The sequence below is a fragment of the Pseudomonas sp. KBS0707 genome (assembly GCF_005937945.2).
In the GTDB taxonomy this organism is placed as follows: domain Bacteria; phylum Pseudomonadota; class Gammaproteobacteria; order Pseudomonadales; family Pseudomonadaceae; genus Aquipseudomonas; species Aquipseudomonas amygdali.
In genome coordinates, this window is the sequence record NZ_CP041754.1 from 1,665,444 (window position 1) to 1,685,762 (window position 20,319).

Annotated in this window: 14 protein-coding genes and 1 pseudogene; 5 read left to right on the forward strand and 10 right to left on the reverse strand. The window is 59.9% G+C overall.

Annotated features, from left to right (window positions below; translation table 11 throughout):
* Positions 1–38: 38 nt before the first annotated feature.
* Positions 39–128, forward strand: a pseudogene (locus FFH21_RS07930) (carbon storage regulator); the annotation flags it as partial.
* Between the two features lie 47 nt (positions 129–175).
* Here the strand turns inward: FFH21_RS07930 and FFH21_RS07935 are convergent.
* The 4 genes from FFH21_RS07935 to FFH21_RS07950 all read right to left on the reverse strand — a co-directional run bounded on the left by FFH21_RS07935 (position 176) and on the right by FFH21_RS07950 (position 5,273).
* Positions 176–403 (reverse strand): YheU family protein, encoded by a 228-nt coding sequence (locus tag FFH21_RS07935; protein WP_003314533.1) that lies wholly within the window; start codon positions 401–403, stop codon positions 176–178.
* A gap of 67 nt (positions 404–470) precedes the next feature.
* On the reverse strand, positions 471–1,667 hold the full coding sequence (locus tag FFH21_RS07940) for an osmoprotectant NAGGN system M42 family peptidase (RefSeq protein ID WP_002552559.1): 1,197 nt from the start codon (positions 1,665–1,667) through the stop codon (positions 471–473).
* Between the two features lie 81 nt (positions 1,668–1,748).
* A complete protein-coding gene (gene ngg, locus FFH21_RS07945) occupies positions 1,749–3,497 on the reverse strand; it encodes an N-acetylglutaminylglutamine synthetase (protein ID WP_011168086.1) in 1,749 nt (582 codons plus the stop codon).
* A 3-nt stretch (positions 3,498–3,500) separates the two neighbouring features.
* On the reverse strand, positions 3,501–5,273 hold the full coding sequence (locus FFH21_RS07950) for an N-acetylglutaminylglutamine amidotransferase (protein WP_011168087.1): 1,773 nt from the start codon (positions 5,271–5,273) through the stop codon (positions 3,501–3,503).
* A gap of 236 nt (positions 5,274–5,509) precedes the next feature.
* On the opposite strand from FFH21_RS07950, the gene FFH21_RS07955 reads away from it, so the two are divergent.
* Positions 5,510–8,278, forward strand: coding sequence for a polysaccharide lyase family 8 super-sandwich domain-containing protein (locus FFH21_RS07955; protein ID WP_011168088.1), 2,769 nt, complete (start codon positions 5,510–5,512; stop codon positions 8,276–8,278).
* 29 nt (positions 8,279–8,307) lie between these two features.
* On the opposite strand, the gene FFH21_RS07960 is transcribed toward FFH21_RS07955, so the two are convergent.
* From FFH21_RS07960 to mnmC, 4 genes are all read right to left on the reverse strand, one after another.
* A complete protein-coding gene (locus tag FFH21_RS07960; RefSeq protein ID WP_011168089.1) occupies positions 8,308–9,387 on the reverse strand; it encodes a lipocalin-like domain-containing protein in 1,080 nt (359 codons plus the stop codon).
* Positions 9,377–11,857: an ABC transporter permease gene (locus tag FFH21_RS07965; protein WP_004667831.1), complete on the reverse strand. Its 2,481-nt coding sequence runs from the start codon at positions 11,855–11,857 to the stop codon at positions 9,377–9,379. Before FFH21_RS07965 ends, FFH21_RS07960 begins: the two co-directional genes overlap by 11 nt.
* A complete protein-coding gene (locus FFH21_RS07970; RefSeq protein WP_004664248.1) occupies positions 11,857–12,525 on the reverse strand; it encodes an ABC transporter ATP-binding protein in 669 nt (222 codons plus the stop codon). Before FFH21_RS07970 ends, FFH21_RS07965 begins: the two co-directional genes overlap by 1 nt.
* A 174-nt stretch (positions 12,526–12,699) precedes the next feature.
* Positions 12,700–14,682: a bifunctional tRNA (5-methylaminomethyl-2-thiouridine)(34)-methyltransferase MnmD/FAD-dependent 5-carboxymethylaminomethyl-2-thiouridine(34) oxidoreductase MnmC gene (gene mnmC / locus FFH21_RS07975; protein ID WP_011168090.1), complete on the reverse strand. Its 1,983-nt coding sequence runs from the start codon at positions 14,680–14,682 to the stop codon at positions 12,700–12,702.
* A gap of 162 nt (positions 14,683–14,844) precedes the next feature.
* Between mnmC and pap the strand changes: the two genes are divergently transcribed.
* Positions 14,845–16,341: a polyphosphate:AMP phosphotransferase gene (pap, locus tag FFH21_RS07980; protein WP_004664251.1), complete on the forward strand. Its 1,497-nt coding sequence runs from the start codon at positions 14,845–14,847 to the stop codon at positions 16,339–16,341.
* Between the two features lie 52 nt (positions 16,342–16,393).
* On the opposite strand, the gene FFH21_RS07985 is transcribed toward pap, so the two are convergent.
* Both FFH21_RS07985 and FFH21_RS07990 read right to left on the reverse strand, forming a co-directional pair.
* Positions 16,394–16,798, reverse strand: coding sequence for a YbaN family protein (locus FFH21_RS07985; protein ID WP_004664253.1), 405 nt, complete (start codon positions 16,796–16,798; stop codon positions 16,394–16,396).
* Between the two features lie 10 nt (positions 16,799–16,808).
* Entirely contained in the window at positions 16,809–17,396 is a 588-nt protein-coding gene (locus tag FFH21_RS07990) for a YecA family protein (RefSeq protein ID WP_004642650.1), read from the reverse strand.
* Positions 17,397–17,572: 176 nt separating this feature from the next.
* Here FFH21_RS07990 and recQ point away from each other — a divergent pair, with 176 nt between their 5' ends.
* On the forward strand, positions 17,573–19,702 hold the full coding sequence (gene recQ / locus FFH21_RS07995) for a DNA helicase RecQ (protein WP_005746239.1): 2,130 nt from the start codon (positions 17,573–17,575) through the stop codon (positions 19,700–19,702).
* A gap of 93 nt (positions 19,703–19,795) precedes the next feature.
* Positions 19,796–20,230, forward strand: a complete 435-nt coding sequence (locus tag FFH21_RS08000) for a MarR family transcriptional regulator (RefSeq protein WP_004657148.1) — start codon at positions 19,796–19,798, stop codon at positions 20,228–20,230.
* Positions 20,231–20,319: the final 89 nt, after the last annotated feature.

The window sequence follows — 20,319 nt, forward strand, 5'->3', positions numbered from 1 at the left end:
GCTACATGTTATGCCCGAACACAAAATTTCTGACAGTCTCCCCGAAAGACATCAAGGTTCACCGAGCCGAGGTCTACAAGCGCATCGCCAACAAACTTTCGCAACAAGCGACAACGCTGCTTCAATAGGCGACGTTGTTCGCCTCATTGAAAACCCGATTCAGGCCCGCCCAAGGTTATTCAAAAAACTCCTTGGGCACATCGTGCTTGAGCATCAACTGACATTGCTGACTCTCAAGATCGAAAAAGATTACCGCCTGGCCTTTGGTCAGCGCATGTCGCACACGCAGCACGCGGGTTTGCAGAGGTGTTTCGTCGCCATTATCGGTGCCCTCACGGGTGACGAAATCCTCGATCAGGCGGGTGAGGGTGTCGGGTTCCAGTTGGTCGTAGGGGATCAGCATGGCGGTTCTCGTGTCGATGAGCAGCGATGATAGAACTGCGGTGCCAGGCACCGCAATTCACAGGCCCTCAACTTTCCTCGCGATTCTGCCCGATCAGGCTGTCGACCGGTGGCACACGGGTGTCGGATTCCATCTGCGCATCATGTTCGATCTGATGGCTGAACCGCTCCAGTGAACTCTGGGCCGGTTTGGCATCGCTGGCGAACACAGGTGGGCTCAATATGTAAGCACCCAGCAGTTTGCTCAGCGCTGCCAGGCTATCGATGTGCGTGCGCTCATAACCGTGAGTCGCGTCGCAGCCGAAGGCCAGCAGGGCCGTGCGGATGTCGTGCCCTGACGTCACTGCCGAATGCGCATCGCTGTAGTAATAGCGAAACAGGTCACGGCGTACCGGCAGTTCGTTCTCTACGCCCAGACGCAGCAAGTGGCGGGACAGATGGTAGTCGTACGGACCGCCCGAGTCCTGCATCGCCACGCTCACCGCGTGCTCGCTGGAGTGCTGGCCCGGTGCAACCGGCGCGATGTCGATACCGACGAACTCGCTCACGTCCCAAGGCAGTACGCCCGCTGCGCCCGTACCGGTTTCTTCGGTGATGGTGAACAGCGGGTGGCAATCGATCAACGGCTCTGCACCGCTGTCGACAATGGATTTCAGCGCCGCAAGCAGCGCCGCGACACCGGCCTTGTCATCCAGATGGCGTGCACTGATGTGACCGCTCTCGGTGAACTCCGGCAGCGGGTCGAAAGCCACAAAGTCGCCGATGCCGATGCCCAGCGATTCGCAGTCGGCACGTGTGGTGCAATAGGCATCCAGACGCAGCTCGACGTGGTCCCAACTGATCGGCATCTCGTCCACGGCGGTATTGAACGCATGACCGGACGCCATCAATGGCAGAACGCTGCCACGAATCACGCCCGTGTCGGTGAATACACTGACACGGCTGCCCTCGGCAAACCGGCTTGACCAGCAACCGACTGCCGCCAGTGCCAGGCGGCCATTGTCTTTGACTTCCCGAACGCTGGCACCGATGGTGTCCAGGTGCGCCGATACCGCACGGTCAGGGCTATTCTGCTTGCCCTTGAGGGTGGCGCGGATCGTGCCGCGGCGGGTCAGTTCGAACGGGATGCCCAGTTCTTCAAGACGCTCGGCCACGTAACGCACGATAGTGTCGGTAAAACCGGTCGGGCTTGGAATCGCGAGCATTTCCAACAGAACTTTCTGCAGGTATTTCAGATCCGGATCGGGGATATTTGCAGGGGTCATGGATGCTCCTTATGGAACAGTTGCAAGCCACAAGGCCGCAAGGGCTGATAGCCCTTTTGCAGCCTGTGTCCGCAACTGCGATCAGATATGCACAGGCAGGCTGTGCGGAAACAACAGATCGACGAAACGTTCGGCGGTGGGTTGTGGTTCATGGTTGGCAAGGCCCACGCGTTCATTGGCTTCGATGAACACGTACTCGGGCTGATCGGCGGCCGGCACCATCAGGTCCAGGCCGACGACCGGGATGTCCAGAGCCCGCGCTGCACGTACTGCTGCATCGCTGAGCACCGGGTGCAGAATGGCCGTGACATCTTCAAGGCAGCCACCGGTGTGCAAGTTTGCAGCGCGGCGCACGGCCAGACGCTGATCCATCGGCAGGATATCGGCATACTCAAAACCGGCCTCGCGCACTGTGCGCTCGGTCTCCTGGTCCATCGGAATACGGCTTTCGCCATCAGTCGCGGCGGCACGGCGACGGCTCTGGGCCTCGATCAACTGTTTGATGGTATGGCATCCATCACCAATGACCTCAGCCGGACGACGGATCGCTGCAGCCACCACCTGAAAGCCGATCACCACGATGCGCAGGTCGAGGCCTTCATGAAAGCTTTCCAGAATGACGCGCGTGTCGAACTGACGGGCCTGTTCGATAGCGCTCTGAACGTCTTCGATGGTCCGCAGATCGACGGCGACACCCTGGCCTTGCTCGCCATCCAGCGGCTTGACCACGATTTGCCCGTGCTCTTCAAGAAACGCAAGGTTGTCGTCTGCACTGCCTGCCCGCTGCTGTGCGGGCAAGCGCAGGCTGGTAGCCTTCAACGCTCGATGGGTCAGGCTTTTGTCCTGACACAGGGTCATGCTCACCGCGCTGGTCAGATCGCTCAACGACTCGCGGCAGCGGATCCGCCGACCACCATAGCTGAGGGTAAACAGGCCGGCATCCGCGTCATCCACCTGTACATCAATGCCACGACGATGGGCTTCCTCGACGATGATTCGCGCATATGGATTGAAATCCGCCTGCGGACCGGGGCCGAGGAACAACGACTCATTGATGCCGTTCTTGCGCTTGATGGCGAAGGTCGGCAGGTTACGGAAATTCAGCTTGGCGTACAGCGCCTTGGCCTGATCGTTGTCATGCAATACCGACAGATCAAGGTAGCTCAGACCGCGGCTCATGAAGTGCTCGATCAAATGCCGCACCAGCACTTCACCCACGCCGGGCCGCGTGCATTGCGGGTCAACCGCCAGGCACCAGAGGCTGCTGCCTTTTTCCGGGTCATTGAAGGCTTTCTGATGGTCAAGGCCCATGACGCTGCCGATGATCGTGTTGCTGCCCTCATCTTCGGCCACCCAATATACCGGGCCACCTTCATGGCGCGGCGTGAGCAGGGCCGGGTCGATGGGCAACATGCCGCGTGCCAGATACAGGTTATTGATGGCTTGCCAGTCCGCTTCGTTATGCGCCCGGCGGATGCGATACCCGCGAAACACCCGGTGCGCCGGTCGGTAGTCGCTGAACCACAGACGAAGCGTGTCCGACGGGTCGAGAAACAACTGCTGCGGCGATTGCGCCAATACCTGCTGCGGCGCCGCCACATACAAGGCAATGTCACGCTCGCCGGGCTTTTCGTTGAGCAGGTCCTGGGCCAGTGCTGCCGGATCAGGGTAAGTGTGACCGATCAGCAAGCGACCCCAGCCACAATGCAGCGCCAAAGGCTCTGCGTCTATCTGGCTGCCATCTTCGGCAAGACGCGCTTGCAGACGTTCGTACGAGGGCGACTGGCCACGCAACAAGCGCTGGCTATAAGTCGTCGCGTTCTGTTTCATCAATCACAGTCCTTGTTCGCTGAGCCACAGGTTCAGCGCTGCCAGTTGCCACAGCTTGGAGCCGCGCAATGGCGTGAGCTGGCCCTCTGGGTTGGTCAGCAACTTATCGACCATGGCCGGATTGAACAGGCCGCGGTCCTGACTGGAGTCGGTCAACAGTTCACGCACCCAGTTAAGGGTGTCGCCCTGCAAGTGCTTGAGGCCGGGAACCGGGAAGTAGCCCTTCTTGCGGTCGATCACTTCCGAAGGAATGACCAGACGCGCCGCTTCTTTCAACACTTGCTTGCCGTCATCAGGCAATTTGAACTTGCCCGGAATACGCGCAGACAGCTCAACCAGCCGGTAGTCAAGGAACGGTGTACGCGCTTCCAGGCCCCAGGCCATGGTCATGTTGTCGACTCGTTTGACCGGGTCATCGACCAGCATCACCGTACTGTCCAGGCGCAACGCCTTGTCGACCGCCGCGCTGGCACCGGGCTGGGCGAAATGATCGCGAACGAAATCACCGGCTGCGTCGTTGGCTGTGCGCCACTTCGGCTGCACCGTCTCGGCATATTCCGCATAGCTGCGGTCGACAAACGCATCGCGGTAGGCCGCAACCGGGTCGCTCGCGCCGTCTACTTGTGGGTACCAGTGGTAACCGGCAAACAGCTCGTCAGCGCCCTGGCCGCTCTGTACCACCTTGCAATGCTTGGACACTTCACGCGACAGCAGGTAGAAGGCGATACAGTCGTGGCTGACCATCGGCTCGCTCATGGCGCGGAACGCCGCAGGCAGCTGTTCGATGATCTCGCTTTCCTGAATACGCAACTGGTGGTGGCGTGTGCCGTAATGCTTGGCGATCAGGTCGGAATACTGAAATTCATCTCCACGCTCGCCACCGGCATCCTGAAAGCCGATAGAGAAGGTCGACAGGTCTTCGACCCCCACTTCACGCAACAGGCCGACCAGCATGCTGGAGTCGACACCGCCGGAAAGCAGCACGCCGACGTCTACCGCGGCACGCTGACGAATCGCCACTGCTTCACGGGTGCTGTCCAATACGCGGTCGCGCCAGTCTTCGAGCGTGAGGTTTTTCTCGTCTTCATGAGGACCGTAAGGCAGGGTCCACCAGACTTTCTGCTCGACCTTGCCGCTGGCGTCGATGCGCATCCAGCTGGCTGGCGGCAACTTCTCGACGCCCGCCAGCAGCGTGCGCGGGGCAGGCACCACAGCGTGGAAGTTGAGGTAATGGTTGAGCGCCACCGGATCAAGCATTCCGCTGATATCACCACCCTTGAGCAGGGCTGGCAGCGAAGACGCGAAGCGCAGGCGCTTGTCGGTTTTTGACAGGTACAACGGCTTTACGCCGAGGCGGTCACGGGCGATGAACAGCTGCTTGCTGTCACGCTCCCAGATGGCGAAGGCGAACATGCCATTGAGCTTGGGCAGCATGTCTGCGCCCCAGGCGTGATAGCCCTTGAGCAACACCTCGGTGTCGCCACCGGAATGAAACTGATAGCCAAGGCTTTCCAACTCGGCACGTAATTCCGGGAAGTTATAAATCGCACCGTTGAAGGCCATGGACAGGCCCAGGTGACTGTCGATCATCGGCTGCGCCGAGCCATCCGACAGGTCCATGATTTTCAGACGGCGATGACCAAGGGCAACCGGCCCCTGGCTGTGAAACCCCCACGCATCCGGGCCGCGAGGCGCCAGCTGATGGGTAATGCGCTCAACAGCGGCCAGGTCCGCTGGTTGATGGTCAAAACGAAGTTCACCTGCTAATCCGCACATAAGTCCTTACCGGGTTTCCGTTGGGGAGGTGACTGAGAAAGTGCAGTCACCCAGAAACTGACCCAGTGCGGACATGGTAGTTTTAGATCAAAAAGTTATAAGCGTTTGAGATTTATCCCTTGCTGCAGCCCGGCGGGTGCGACTGGACCTATCAAGATTGCTAGTGATGGTTCAATGCCCAGGCAGCGCATGATTCAGCCAAATAGCACCTGCTGCTACCAGGACGGGATAGTGCAATGGACGCAAACACTTGGGTTTCGATGAGGGAAATAAACTCTGAGCGGGACCTGATCGCAGGGGAGAGTCTACAGATCACTCTTATCAATACAGCGACGGGAGAACCGGTAGAAACCGTTCGGTTCTCCCCGACGCCTGCAGTGGGGCAGTACGACTGGACGAAAGCTTTCGCAGATTACATCAACGCTACGGCCGTGCACCTACGTGCAGGCGTCCTGCAGACCGATGGGACATTCAAGACCGAGCACAGCAGTTACTTGAATAAAATATGGACAGATTCAGCGCCTGATCGCGTTGCGCTCACCACCGCATGCCGTTTCAGTCAGTGGTCGGATCTATATACAGTCAACGCGGTAGGCGCGTTGCCTGAAGGTACGACTATCACGTGTAATCTTCTCAACAAGTCGACAGGCGACCTCTACCAGACCGTTCAATGTCATGTCCCGACTGAGCGTTTGGGCAGATATTGGTGGCCTGCCTATTTGAGCGAGACGATTAACAACAGAGGAGAGCTGCTACGCGCTGGAGAAAAGGATAACGCCCAGAAAAAGTTCGTTCCTATTGGCAGCAGTTTTCGTAACCACGCTTGGGCTCCGGCCGGATTACCGCTGACGCTCGAATTCGATGTCGGCTTTTCGCCAGCCGCATTGGCAAGTGCCGCGCAGGTGTTTACGCGTCTTTGCGATCAGATACCCAAGTCTATTCCGTCTGCGCAGGATATAGACGCCTGGTTGAGCGGTTTTTCTGACGGTAAGTTTCGAGACATCACCTACCCCGCGCAAGGTTCGACAGTCGAGGATATCAGTGGGCTCAATCTGCATCTGGACAGGGCCTTCAGAATCGCCTGCTATCTCTTCAGTCAGGCAACTGCATCGCCTGCGCATTATCTGTCTCATGCGCTGGAAGCACTGAACTTTTACGCCGGACAGGACTACAAAATCAGCTGGTGGAATCGACAGATTGGCCTTGCCAAAAAGGCTGGCCGCACGGCTGTGTTACTCGCCAAACATTTGACCGGCTCAGAGCTGATCAAGCAGTTCATCCCCTACGCCATGAAGACCACAAACACCTATGTCTACACCCAGACTGGCGCCAATCTGGCTGACTTTGCGTCCGTTCAGATTCTGTGGAGTGTCAGCGCATGGAAGAACTCTGGGCAGGGCAGCTATTTACTGTATCTGCGCGCTGCGGCAGATGTGCTGTCCGGGCTTTGCCAGCCAGTCAAACGCGAGGGCAAGGAGCATGGAGAAGGGGTAAGCGTGGATTACGCTATCAATCAACACAATGCCCTCAACGGCAGTCAGTACTGCATGCAGCTTTACTCAGGATCCTATGGCGCTGAGTTGTTGAACAGAATTGTTGAAGGTGCAGTGGTGCTGGTCAGCGAGTTTTCACTCACAGCGACTGCACTGTCTGAACTGGTCAATGTTGTGGTGGAGGGTATGGGATGGATGGGCTACGCCAGCCGTATGGATTTCCACGTCAATGGAAGGGCGATCAGTCGCGGTGTTCCTTCCAATGCTCACATTGCGAAATCGGCTGAAGTACTGTTGCCCTTTGCAGATACTGCCAACAAAGAAGCACTCAATGAATTGATTCGACGCACAAGTGGCGATGAATCAAACAACCAATACTACAGAGGTGAACGTCTTTTTTGGGTCAATGACTATCTGGCCCATATCGGTTCTCACTACTGTGTGTGGGCCAAGGCGATTTCCACTCGTACAGTGGGTGGAGAAAGTGGCAACGGCGAGAACCCGAAAGGTTATTACATGGGCGCGGGCACCTGCTTTCTGACTCATCATGGCAAAGAGTATGAGGGCATCCAGCCGGTCTGGGACTGGCAACGTCTACCGGGTACGACCGTCGAACAAGTTCCGAATTTCAAATGGCCCAATACTGCCTGGGGGGTAAACATGTGGGGATCTCACGACTTTGCAGGAGGCGTGAGTGATGGAAAGAGAACCCTTCTGTCCATGGAGTTGTCCAGAAAAAACGTGACTCATGCCTATAAGACGGTCATGGCGACCAATGATCGTGTGACTTGCATGGGGACCGGAATTGATACTCGCTCTGTCATGTTTCCGGTGGTTACCTGTGTCAATCAGTGCATTGCACGTGGTCCGGTGAGGTACCTGACGATCGACAATCAAGAGCATACACTTGAGCAGGGCTCGCTGACGGCTGACAATATTCAGGCCGTTTACCATGATGGCTTCGTCTATACGCTGGCATATTTCCGCTCTCGCCCTACCGTGACTATCGAGGTGAAAAGCCGCAGCGGTGCCTGGTCTGACATCAATATCAACGGCTCCCCCTATACGGTGACACTGCCTGTTTTTTCGCTTTGTATCCACCATCAAAAAGGTGAGAACGGCTCTTACTGCTATAGCGTCAGTCCTTCAGAAGATCTCTTGGACAGGGCGCTCCTGCCAACAGCTACCGTATTCGAAGCCGGCATGGCTGATGAACACATCGTGTACGATGGCGAGGCCGTAATGGTGAGTTGTTTCGATGCGGAGTTAACGCGCAGATGGGCGCAGGAAGCCGGCCATGGCTTCTATCCGGAACAACCGTGCGTTTATATTGCAGAACAGCAGGACGCGCAGGTTAAATTGACCTGCGCCGACCCCACGCAGACCCTGGAAAACTTGGCATTTGTCATCAAGGCAGATGAGCGGGGCACGCCACTGGTCAGGCTGGTAGTACGCCTGCCGCAGGGTGATGAACGAGGGCGCTCTGTAACCGTCAACTTCTTGATTGATTAGTTGATGTCCGCAAGGAGAAGAGACGGGTATCAATAGCCCGTCATCTCCAGATAGCCGACTCCCTCCTGGCTACCGCTGAACCTCACCAGGCCTTCCCAGTAGGGAATACTGGTGCCCATCCAGGCCTTGGAATTCAGCGCTTCGGTGGTGATGTTCAGGTTCCTGCCGGGAATTTTGATTGCCCAACTGGTCGGTACCTGATGCTCGCCTATTGAGGTCTCCGTGAGTGGTTCAAGGCCGATTTCATTGGCGTGCAGCAAACTTGTCGTGCCATCGGCGCTGATCCAGTTGCCGGTCAGGTAGGGTGTGCCGTCCTTGTGGCGGATGCGGTAAAGCATCAAGCGGTCGCCGCCTGCCAGTTGCAGCGAGAACCAGTCCCAGCCGCTCTGGTTGGCGGTCAGTGGCTGGCTGCTCCACTCCCGGTCCAGCCAGGCGTTACCGGTGACCTGATAGGTTTTTCCTTCAATTACCACACTGCCTTTGGCGTCGAAGAAAGGCTGGCTGTAGTAGTACGACGCCTGGCCCGCTTCCGATTTCTGGCTGTAGCCTTGTTCGCCCTGCAACACCAGCGGCTTACTGGAGGTCAGGTGCAGGTCGTAGCGGAAATCCTTGCCGCTTGCCTTGAGTTGCATCGATGCGAGCGGGTCTCCGGTTTGAGCAGTGCTGGTGAATGCCCAATCGTCGATCCACGCCGAGAAGGGCGCCGACGTCACATTTGCCTGGCCGACTCCACCCCGTGCGTAACGCTCTGCCACGTAATGGCCGCTGCTTGATGTGGCTGCTGCATGGCCTAGCCAGATCGTGCCTTCGTTCCAGCCACTGCCGGTCTGTTGGCCGGGTCGCAGGGCATTGCGGAACAGGGTCCACTGCACGCCGAACTGCTGGCCCGCTTCATCCTTGAGGGTGGCGGTGATGTACCACCACTCGATACGAAAGCCGGGGTGCTGGCCGTGGTCCTGCGAGAATGAAAAGACCTTGCCGGGTGTCACCTGCGCATAGCTGTCGGCCGTATTGCCCAGACCGGCGAACCCGCTTTCAGGTTGCGGTTTGTCGTCGCAGGCGGTGAGTAGCGCTGCGGCGACCAGCGGCATCAGCCATTTACTGTTCATTGGCGAATGTCCTGATTAGATCTACTGGACGGCTACGGTACAGCCTCAGCAACGGCCAGGCCGAGGCCAGCAAAGTCGCCAGCATCGCCAGCGCCATCAATTGCAGCAGTTGCAGCGGGAACACCTGCAGCGGCAGGCGCCAGCCAAAGGCGCGAACGTTGATCACCGCATCCAGGCACCAGGCCAGTAACAGCCCCAGTGGTAGCGCGAGCACCAGTGTCAGGACCGCCAGCAGCCAGGTCTGCCCCAGGTTGAGCAGCATCAGTTGCCGTCGCGTGACACCCAGCGCCCACAGTGGGGCGAGCTGCCCGAGGCGGCTCTGGCTTTGAGTCAGCAGGCTGATGAACAGCGCCACGCCAGCCACGCCCAGTGTCAGGCTGTTGAGTGCGGCAGTGGCGGCAAACGTACGTTCAAAGACCTGGCTCGACCAGCCCTTGAGCTGGCTCTGATCGATGATGTGATTATCGTCTAGCTTGAAACGCTCTTGCAGCCGGGTGACCAGTGAGGGGATTGCCGCCTGATCGACTCTCAGGTTGAAACGCACCGGCATCGATTGCGGCCAGTGGGCGAGCAGGTGCCGGGCATTGACCAGCAGATGGCCCTTGGGGTTGCCATAGTCGGCATAGATCCCGACGATGCGTGGGGTCCACTTGCCAGTGGGCACCGGGATACTCAGCGTATCTTCCAGCCCCAGTTGAAGGCGGCGGGCCAATTGTTCGCTGAGCATGACTGTGTCTTCATCGCGCAACAGATTCCACGGATCACCGGCGACGGATTCCAGCAACGCCCAATGCTGGCGATAGGTGTCGTGATCGATCACGCCAAACAGGTCCGCAGGCCAGCCCTGAACTTGCACCGGCACTTGCCAGTTGGGCAGCACGGCGCCGATATCCTGTTGCTGGCTCAGCCAGGTGTTCAGCGGCTCGGCCTGCTCCGGATTCTGCGGGCTGACATACAGTTCGGCGGTCAGGCGTTGTTCCAGCCAACTGTTGAATGTTTGCCGAAAACCCGAGGTCATGCTGCCTGCGCCGATATTCGCGGCCATCGCCAGCAGCAGGGCCATCAGCGCCAGACTCAGGGCGGGCAACTGTTGACGGCAATCCGCCAGAAACCACTGCCCGAGCACCGAGCGGCTGCGCGTCAACAGACCGCCAAGCATGGTGTCCAGCAAAACCGGCAGGGCCAGCGCGGCACTGAGCAGTAGGGCGGACATCATCACAAACCCCAGCATCAGACTGGTGCCGAATAACAGCGCGCTCACGCCCACCAACGCGCCCAGCACCGCCACCCACGCCTGGCGCTGCAACCATCGCGCATGCGCTTGCTGCCATGCCTGGGCATCGGCCAGTGCCAGCAACGGCAGGCGCGCAGCCCGCAACAGGCTATTGGCACCGGCCAGCAACGCGCCAAGCAGACTCAGGCCGATACCGCTCAGCCACCACCACAGACTGAGGTTCAACTGGCCGGCGACCTCCGCGCCGTACAAGCCGCGCAGGCTGGCCGCGACATCCGGCAATAACAGGCTGGCCAGCAGATAGCCGCTGACCACGCCGAAAATACCGCCCAACAGAGCCAGTGCGCCCAACTCTACGCCCAGCGCAGCTATCAACAGGCGTGCGCTGACGCCACAGGCACGCAAGTTACGCAACAGCCCACGGCGCTGTTCAAGGGCCAGGCCAATGGCCGCGTGGACAATGAACAGGCCGACGATGAAGGACAGCACCCCGAGCGCATTCAGATTGAGGTGGAAGCTTTCGGTAAGGCGCTCCAGATTGTTTTCTTCGCCGCTTTTCTTGATCACCAGCAGATCGTTAAGGGTTGCCGGTAGCGCAGGGTTCTGCCGGGCAAAATCCTTGGCCAGCAGCATTCCGGACAATTGCCCCGGCTGGCCCAATAACGGTTGCGCAAAGCCTATGTCAGTCAGCAAAACGCCGGGCGCCATATCGGGTTTAGCGTGCAAGGGGGGCAGCGGAACACCGGTTTCGGTCAACGGTTGCTGGCCTTCTTCGAGCCCCAGCGCTTGCAGGGTCTGCGGCGCAATCCATGTCATGCCCGGCGGCGTGAGGAAGTCTACGACCTGTTCGGCGGTCAGCGTCTGCCCGGCCAGTGCCGAGCCGGTCGGCAAGGTCACTGGCTCGATACCCATCAGTTGCAGGCGACGGTCTTCGCGCCCTTGAAGCACGATACGGCCTTGCAGCATGGGCGATACGGGCCAGCCTTCGCGGCGCAACTCGATAAACAATGCCTGCGGGAACAGCCCGCCGCTGCTGGCGGCGATACGGGTCTGCGGCTCGCCGCCAATCAACTGGCTGGCCCGCTGGTAGCTTTCCCGTGCCTGACTATTGAGCGCCTGAACGCCGGTCAGCAGTGCGGTGGCCAGCCACAGGCCGGTCAGCACGCTGAAAAACTGCACGGGGTGACGTCGCCAGTGGCTCAGCAATGCGCGCAGCGTCCAGTAGAAAACCCGCATCAGCGCTCGCCTTCGACAGCCAGACGACCGAGATGCAGCACCACTTTGCGCGCCAGCCGGTCAGCGACCCGCGGGCTGTGGGTGACCATCAGCAGGCTAGTGGGGCTGTCGGCGAGCACATCCAGCAACAATTGCAGCACTTCGTCGCTGGTGGTCTCGTCGAGATTGCCGGTGGGCTCGTCAGCCAGCAGCAGGCTGGGCCGTGAAGCAAGGGCGCGACCTATCGCTACCCGCTGCTGTTGTCCGCCGGACAGTTGCTCGGGATAGCGATTCAGCAGCGTGCCCAGCCCCAGACGCTCGATCAGGTGCGTCTGCCAGAGCGCATCGAATCGCCCGGCCAGCCGTGCCTGAAACGCCAGGTTGTCGGCTATCTTCAGGCTGCCGATCAGGTTGAACTGCTGAAACACCAGACCGATCTCGGTACGCCGCCAGTTGGCCAGCTGGCTTTCGTTCATCAGGTCCAGACGCTGGCCTGCAACCTCGATGCTGCCATCGTCGACCTGATCCAGGCCCGCCACCAAATGCAGCAAGGTGCTCTTGCCACTGCCGGACTCACCCATCAACGCCAGGCTTTCGCCCTGTGCCAGATGCAGATCGACACCACGCAAGACATCCAGCGGTCCCTGTGCCGTGGTGTAGCGCTTGAATACGTTTCGCACTTGCAGCATGAGCGGCTCTATATGCTTGACTGAGTTCAAAGAGTAGCGCCTGAGCGCAAGCGCGTCGCGACCAGATATCAGCTATCGTGCGACGCTCTGCGTCGTCATGCCGTTCAGGACGCTCTGCGTCCTCTTTGCTACGCAGAGCGTCGCGACCAGCATTCCCGAACGACAATCATAAAGCTACTTCCCGCCGCCACGAATCAGCCCGCGCAGGGCAAACCGGTTGGGGTGACAGGCTTCGGCAACGCTGCGCGGTAAGGGCAGGGGCTCGTTGTCGACCCAGGCGGCGATCAGCTCGCCACACAGCGGCGCGGTGATCAGCCCGCGCGAACCGTGGCCGCTGTTGACGTACAGGCCGTCCAGCCACGGGCAGGCGATGTTGGGCACCTGGCGTGCGTCCTTGCCCAGGGCAGCATAGGCCTGAAGAAATGCTTCGCGATCGGCCAGCGGCCCGACGATGGGCAGGTAGTCCGGGCTTGTACAGCGAAAGGCTGCGCGACCCTGCAATTGCTCGGGCGACAAATCGGCGGTGTCGAGGCGCGAAGTGAGGTCTTCTGAAATCTCCCGCAACAGCCCCAGATTGCCCAGATGATCGGCCAGGTTCGGCGTCAGATCGGTGCTGTTGAAATCGAAACTGGCCCCCAGCGTATGTTCGCCCAGACGCGCCGGAGCCACATAACCCTCGGCGCACACCACACTGCGCAATGCCGCGCTGGCCTGAGTCTGCGGTAAACGGGTGATCTGTCCGCGGATGCGTTTGAGCGGTAAGTCGGCGCTCTGCGAAAACTTCTGGATATCAGCTGCCCCGGCCAGCACCACGACCGGAGCACTGTCGATCAACTGTTCGTCACTCCAGACCTGCCACTGATCATCGACGCGTCTCAGCTCCAATGCCTGCTGATGAGCGATCAGACGGATATTGGCGTGCGCGGCCTGTGCGTGACACAGCGCAGGCGGATGAACCCAGCCGCCTTCGGGGTAAAACAGCCCGCCACTGTTCAGCGCAACGCCGCTTTGCGCTTCGGCCGCAGGCTGGTCGAGCAGGTGCAGGAGTGATTCGGGGAAGGCATCGGCCAGTTGTTTCTGACGTTGCGCCTCCTTGTCGTCGAAGGTCAGTTGCAGCACGCCGCAAGCGTCCCAGTCGACACCGCGCTGCAAGCGTTCAAGCAGTCTTCGCGTGTGGCCAAAACCACTGAGGATCAACTGTGAAAGCGCTGTGCCATGCGCCGATAACTTCAGGTACAGCACGCCCTGCGGGTTGCCGGATGCTTCCTGTGCCGGTGCGGCGTGGCGCTCCAGCAGGCTGACCTGCCAACCGCGTTGCGCCAGACTCTGCGCGGTGGCGCAGCCGGCCAGCCCCGCGCCAATCACCAGCGCTTTGCGCTCGCCGCCAATCGGCGCGGGGCGGGCGAACCAGGGCTTGGCGGCAGGCGGGTGCGCCACGTCCTCTGGCCAGGCGATAAAAGTGCCGCGCAGCACTTCCCATTTATGGCCGATGCCCGGCACCCGCTTCATTTTGAAGCCTGCTGCGTTCAGCGAGCGCCGCACCCAGCCGGTGCTGGTAAACGTGCCTATCGTGGCGCTCGGTGCAGACAGGCGCGCCAGTTCGGCAAACAGTTCGGGTGTCCACATTTCCGGGTTTTTCGCTGGCGCAAACCCGTCGAGAAACCACGCATCAATCTGCCCGTCCAACTGCGGCAGCATCTGCAGCGCGTCACCAATCAGCAGGGTCAGGGTCACGCGGCCGTCATCGAATGCCAGACGCTGAAAACCTTCATGCACAGCCACATATTGATCGAGCAACTGCCGAGCGAACCTTGACAGCTCCGGCCACAATGCCAGCGCACGCTGCAGGTCGGCGCGGCTCAACGGGTATTTCTCGACGCTGACGAACTGCAGGCGCGCCTCGGCGGGCGCGCACTCGTCGAACAACTGCCAGGCACAGAGGAAATTCAGCCCGGTGCCGAATCCGGTTTCACCAATAATCAGCCTGCCGTCCTCCGGCAGCTCGCTGAAACGCCGGCGCAGGTCGTTCTGGACCAGAAACACATGGCGCGTCTCGTCCAGACCGGACTCGGTGGAAAAGTAGACATCGGAGAAATCGCGGGAACGCGGGTTGCCTTGTTCGTCCCAGTCTATCCGGGCGTGGCGGGTAATGGTCATGTCAGGCTCAGCGGTGGCAGTGGGCGCATTTTAGCCGTGTGCGAGGATAAAAGTACGATCACTGCTGCGCGGATTGACCGATGCCTGCAATCGGTGGTCAGAATGCTCACTGAGGGTTGTCCACCGGGCGTTCTCTGAGCCATCCCCAATCAGGAGTTGCGCATGTTTGAATCTGCTGAAATCGGTCATGCCATTGACGACGAGACCTACGAAGCTGCTTTGCCCGAGTTGCGCGAAGCCTTGCTGGAAGCGCAGATAGACCTGCACGAGCAGGCCGGTCGGCAGATCATCGTGCTGATCAACGGCATAGAGGGCGCAGGCAAGGGTGAGACCGTCAAACTGCTCAGCGAATGGATGGACCCGCGCCTGATCGAGGTACGCACCTTCGATCAGCAGACCGACGAAGAGCTGGCCCATCCACCCGCCTGGCGTTACTGGCGACAACTGCCTGCCAAGGGGCGCATGGGAATCTTCTTTGGTAACTGGTATAGCCAGATGTTGCAGGGCAGGGTCCACGGGCGTTTCAAGGACGCGGTGCTCGATCAGGCCATCAGCGGTGCCGAGCGCCTGGAAAAGATGCTCTGTGACGAAGGCGCGCTGATCTTCAAATTCTGGTTCCACCTGTCCAAGAAGCAGATGAAGCTGCGCCTCAAAACCCTCAAGGATGATCCGCTGCACAGCTGGCGCATCAGCCCGCTGGACTGGCAGCAGTCCAAGACTTACGACAAGTTCGTGCGCTTCGGTGAGCGGGTGTTGCGTCGCACCAGCCGCGAATATGCGCCCTGGCATGTGATCGAAGGCGTAGACGCCAACTACCGCAGCCTGACGGTCGGCCGTCTGCTGCTGGAAGGCATGCAGGCCGCGCTGAACAAGGTCGAACCCGAGCCCGCTGCGCTCACCGTTGGCCCGTTGGCGATCCATGACAATGAGTTGACTCTGCTGGACAGCCTCGACCTGAGCCTGCACCTGAGCAAGGACGACTACCAACAGCAGCTCATCACCGAGCAGGCGCGCCTGTCCGGCAACATGCGCGACAAACGCATGAAAAGCCATGCACTGGTGGCCGTGTTCGAAGGCAACGACGCGGCAGGCAAGGGCGGCGCGATACGTCGTGTTGCAGCGGCGCTCGACCCGCGTCAGTACGCTATCGTACCGATTGCTGCACCGACTCAGGATGAACGTGCTCAGCCGTATTTGTGGCGTTTCTGGCGGCAGATACCGGCGCGCGGCAAATTCACTATTTTTGACCGCTCGTGGTACGGCCGGGTGTTGGTCGAGCGGGTCGAGGGCTTTTGCAGCGAGTCCGACTGGAAGCGCGCTTACGCCGAAATCAATGACTTCGAAGAGCAGCTCACGGACGCAGGCATTGTGGTGGTCAAATTCTGGCTGGCCATCGATCAGCAGACCCAGCTGGAACGTTTTCAAGAGCGCGAAAAGATCCCGTTCAAGCGTTACAAGATCACCGAAGACGACTGGCGCAACCGCAAGAAATGGCCGGATTACCGCCAGGCAGTGGGCGACATGGTGGATCGCACCAGCACCGAAATTGCGCCGTGGACACTGATCGAGGCCAACGACAAGCGCTGGGCGAGGGTCAAGGTGTTACGCACGATCAACGAGGCGCTGGAAAAGGCGTTTGGCAAGGACAAGAAGAAGTGATTGTCTGAACCGCGTGCCTGTCTGCATCGGCACTGGCGGGCGCAGCGGGGCATCATTTGCGAGGCGGGCGCGTTTTCTGCCTGATGATGTAAATGGTCACCAGCACCGCGCTGGTCAGCATGAAAGCTCGTGCCCAAGGCTGTGCGATCAGGTAGCACGACAGGCTGATGCTCAGCCACATCAGGCCGATTGCGTACACCTTGCCCTTGAGCGGGATGCCGTTGCCTTCAAGGTAGTCTCGAATCCATGGGCCAAGCCGCGGGTGGTCGACCAGCCAGTGGTAGAAACCTGGAGAGCTGCGCGCGAAGCATGCAGCTGCCAGCAGCAGAAAGGGCGTGGTGGGCAGCACCGGCAGGAATATCCCGATGACGCCCGATACCACGCTCAACCAGCCAACCGCTATCAGCAGATAGCGCACCGAGCGGTGACGGCTGGTGCGCGGTGAGTCTTGCGCCATAGGCGCCGACTCAGTGGTGGCGGGGCTTGAGGATCGCCGGCTTTTCGTCCGGAGCCTGGCAGAGCAGGTACAGGGCGGTCAGTGCTTCGGGGATCTGCACGATCATGTCGTCCATCAGGTTGGCGTCCTGAGCAATGTCGGCGAACTCCGGCTGCTCATCGAACAGGCCCGAACCGACCATGATCGGCAGGAGCATTTCGCTGACTTCTTCCTCGGCACTCTCGAACCAGGCGTTTTCACGCAGGAACACGCCTTCCATGAAGCCGATGCACCAGCCACGCAGGTCCGAATCATCCGGATCGTCGCCCAGGTCGAGATCACACGGCAGTTCGAACTCTTCGTCCGACGCCAGCTGGCGGGCAACGTGTGCCTTGAGTGCGATCAGCGTGGCTTCGACCTCTGTCTGTTGCGCCTCGCTGCTGTACTGCGGCGGCTCGGAGAACAGCGCGTCGATCCACTCGCGCTCCGGCACGTCTTCGGCACAGATGGACAGTGCGGTCAGGTAGCCATGAGCGGCCACGTAGTCCAGTGCTTCTTCGTGCAGTTCATCTGCATCGAGGAAGACTTGCAGGCGGGTTAATTGCTCAGCGAAGGACATGGAAGCGCTACCTTGAAAATAAACGATGCTGGATTCTAGGCCCTGAGCGTCCTTGGCGCCAGCGCGCAGGCCAATTGCGGTTAATTTCGACCGCTCATGTCCGAGCCATCCATTGCTCCCGAGCGCTCGGGTATACTCCCCCGTTTTGCAGTGCAGCAGGATATTCCGGGGTTTTTATGCTTGAGCAGGCACAACGCGTACTTAAAGACATCTTCGGTTACGACAGCTTTCGTGGTCGCCAGGGTGCCATTATCGAGCGTGTAGCCAACGGTGGCGATGCACTGGTGCTGATGCCGACCGGTGGTGGCAAGTCCCTGTGTTTTCAGGTGCCAGGGCTGTTGCGTGAGGGGCTCTGTGTGGTCGTCTCGCCGCTCATTGCGCTGATGGACGATCAGGTCGCCACGCTGGATGAACTCGGTGTGTCCGCTGCTGCGCTCAACTCCACCCTCAGTGCCGAGCAACAGCGTGAGCTGGCCAACCGCATTCGCCTGGGCGAAGTCAAAATGCTCTACCTCGCTCCGGAGCGCCTGGTTCAGCCGCGCATGCTGTCGTTCCTGCAAAATCTTCAAATTGCCCTGTTTGCCATTGATGAAGCGCACTGCGTATCGCAATGGGGTCATGATTTCCGCCCTGAGTACCTGCAATTGGGGCAACTGGCCGAGCTGTTTCCGGATGTGCCGCGCATCGCGCTGACCGCCACCGCCGACAAGCGTACCCGCGAAGAAATCGTCACGCGCCTGCACCTGCAGAACGCCGAGCGCTTTCTGTCCAGCTTCGACCGGCCAAACATCTTCTATCGCATCGTGCCCAAGGAACAGCCGCGCAAACAGCTGCTGGCGTTCCTCTCCGAACGGCGCAGCGATGCTGGCATTGTCTACTGCCTGTCGCGCAAGAAAGTCGATGAAGTGGCCGTATTTCTGAGCGAAAACGGCTATCCCGCGCTGCCGTATCACGCCGGGCTGCCCTCGGAAACCCGTGCTGCCAACCAGAAACGCTTCCTTAATGAGGAAGGGCTGATCATGGTGGCGACCATCGCGTTCGGCATGGGCATCGACAAACCCAACGTGCGTTTTGTGGCGCACATGGACCTGCCCAAATCGCTTGAGGCCTACTATCAGGAAACCGGCCGGGCCGGGCGTGATGGCCTGCCTGCCGATGCCTGGATGGCCTACGGTCTGCAAGACGTGCTGATGCTCAAGCAGATGTTGCAGAACTCCGAAGGCGACGAGCGCCATAAGCGTCTGGAGCAGCACAAGCTCGACGCCATGCTCGCCCTGTGCGAAGAAACCCGTTGCCGCCGACAGACCCTGCTGGCCTATTTCGACGAAGACATGCCCAACCCGTGCGGGCATTGCGACAACTGCGTCGATGGCGTGCAGACCTGGGATGCCACCGAACCTGCGCGTCAGGCGCTGTCGGCCATCTACCGTACCGGCCAGCGTTATGGCGTCGGTCATCTGGTCGATGTGCTGCTGGGCAAATCCAACGACAAGGTAGAAAGCTTCGGCCATCAGCATCTGTCGGTGTTCGGGGTCGGCAAGGCACGCACCGAGGCCGAGTGGCGCTCGCTGTTCCGCCAACTGGTGGCGCGCGGGCTGGCAGACATCGACCTTGAAGGCTATGGCGGCCTGCGCTTGAGCGACACGTGCCGGCCTCTGCTGCGTGGCGAAGTTACTCTGGAACTGCGCCGCGACCTCAAGCCACAAACCACTTCAAAGAGCAGTTCCGGCAGCCCGGCGAGCCAGCTGGTGCGCGGCGAAGAGCGCGAGCAGTGGGAGGCCTTGCGTGCCTTGCGGCGCAAGCTGGCCGAGGAACATGCCGTGCCGCCTTACGTCATTTTCCCGGACTCGACCCTGCTGGAAATGCTGCGCAGCAAACCCGGATCAATGGCCGAGATGGCCCGAGTGGGCGGCGTGGGCGCGCGCAAGCTGGAGCGTTACGGCGAGGCTTTTCTTGAAGTGCTCAGTGGCAAGGCCGAGGCACCACGGGTGGTGGCCGATGTACGTCACGAGCTGATCAGCCTGGCGCGTGCCGGTATGACCCCCACGCAGATTGCCGGTCAGTTGCAGTGCTCGGAAAAGAATGTCTACACCCTGTTGGCCGAGGCCATCGGCAAGCAGCAGCTGTCCATCGAGCAGGCACTGGACTTACCGGAAGACCTGTTGGGCGAGGTTCAGGATGCCTTTCTCGATGGTGAAGGAGAACTACCACCGGTGTCGGCGATTGCCGAGCAATTTGCCGGGCGGGTGCCGGAGGGCGTTTTGTATTGCGTGCGAGCGGCGTTGCAATCGGAATTTGAGGTATAACAGCGTGCGACGAAACGTCACCGTCCCGCGCTTGCCTGAACATAAGGACCATGCTTAGCTCGCTAATAATTAGTTTGAATCATGAGTTTCCTTATGCCATTGACTGATGAACACCGTTTCGGGATGCAACTCGGACATCTCACCCGGGGCTGGCGCGCCGAGCTGGATCGTCGGCTTGCCGATCTTGGCCTGTCTCAGGCGCGCTGGCTGGTCCTGCTGCACCTCGCCCGTTTCGCCGAACCGCCCACCCAGCGCGAGCTTGCGCAAAGCGTGGGCGTCGAAGGGCCGACCCTGGCGCGTTTGCTCGACAGTCTTGAAAAGCAGGGCCTGGTTCAGCGCCAGGCAGTGGTCGAGGATCGACGCGCGAAAAAGATCCTGCTCAGTGATACTGCCTTGCCACTGATTGAAAAGATTGAAACCATCGCCAATGTGTTGCGTATCGAGCTGTTCGAGGGCGTGAGCGAGGAAGATTTGCGCGTCAGCATGCGGGTGCACTCGCAGATTCTGGCCAATCTGGAAAGATCCTGAGACGAAGCCGGGCGTTCTCAACCATAATCGTGCAACGGATACTGAAGTCCAACTGATTACGTGAGAAGCCTGCTGTGGTTTCTATAAGG

Bases quoted from the DNA above. Each gene is read 5' to 3' on its own strand.
- FFH21_RS07955 (WP_011168088.1), top strand. From the start codon at position 5,510: ATGGACGCAAACACTTGGGTTTCGATGAGGGAAATAAACTCTGAGCGG.
- ngg (WP_011168086.1), bottom strand. From the start codon at position 3,497: ATGAAACAGAACGCGACGACTTATAGCCAGCGCTTGTTGCGTGGCCAG.
- FFH21_RS07950 (WP_011168087.1), bottom strand. From the start codon at position 5,273: ATGTGCGGATTAGCAGGTGAACTTCGTTTTGACCATCAACCAGCGGAC.
- FFH21_RS07940 (WP_002552559.1), bottom strand. From the start codon at position 1,667: ATGACCCCTGCAAATATCCCCGATCCGGATCTGAAATACCTGCAGAAA.
- recQ (WP_005746239.1), top strand. From the start codon at position 17,573: ATGCTTGAGCAGGCACAACGCGTACTTAAAGACATCTTCGGTTACGAC.
- FFH21_RS07990 (WP_004642650.1), bottom strand. From the start codon at position 17,396: ATGTCCTTCGCTGAGCAATTAACCCGCCTGCAAGTCTTCCTCGATGCA.
- mnmC (WP_011168090.1), bottom strand. From the start codon at position 14,682: ATGACCATTACCCGCCACGCCCGGATAGACTGGGACGAACAAGGCAAC.
- FFH21_RS07960 (WP_011168089.1), bottom strand. From the start codon at position 9,387: ATGAACAGTAAATGGCTGATGCCGCTGGTCGCCGCAGCGCTACTCACC.
- FFH21_RS07965 (WP_004667831.1), bottom strand. From the start codon at position 11,857: ATGCGGGTTTTCTACTGGACGCTGCGCGCATTGCTGAGCCACTGGCGA.
- FFH21_RS07970 (WP_004664248.1), bottom strand. From the start codon at position 12,525: ATGCTGCAAGTGCGAAACGTATTCAAGCGCTACACCACGGCACAGGGA.
- FFH21_RS07935 (WP_003314533.1), bottom strand. From the start codon at position 403: ATGCTGATCCCCTACGACCAACTGGAACCCGACACCCTCACCCGCCTG.
- FFH21_RS08000 (WP_004657148.1), top strand. From the start codon at position 19,796: ATGCCATTGACTGATGAACACCGTTTCGGGATGCAACTCGGACATCTC.
- pap (WP_004664251.1), top strand. From the start codon at position 14,845: ATGTTTGAATCTGCTGAAATCGGTCATGCCATTGACGACGAGACCTAC.
- FFH21_RS07985 (WP_004664253.1), bottom strand. From the start codon at position 16,798: ATGGCGCAAGACTCACCGCGCACCAGCCGTCACCGCTCGGTGCGCTAT.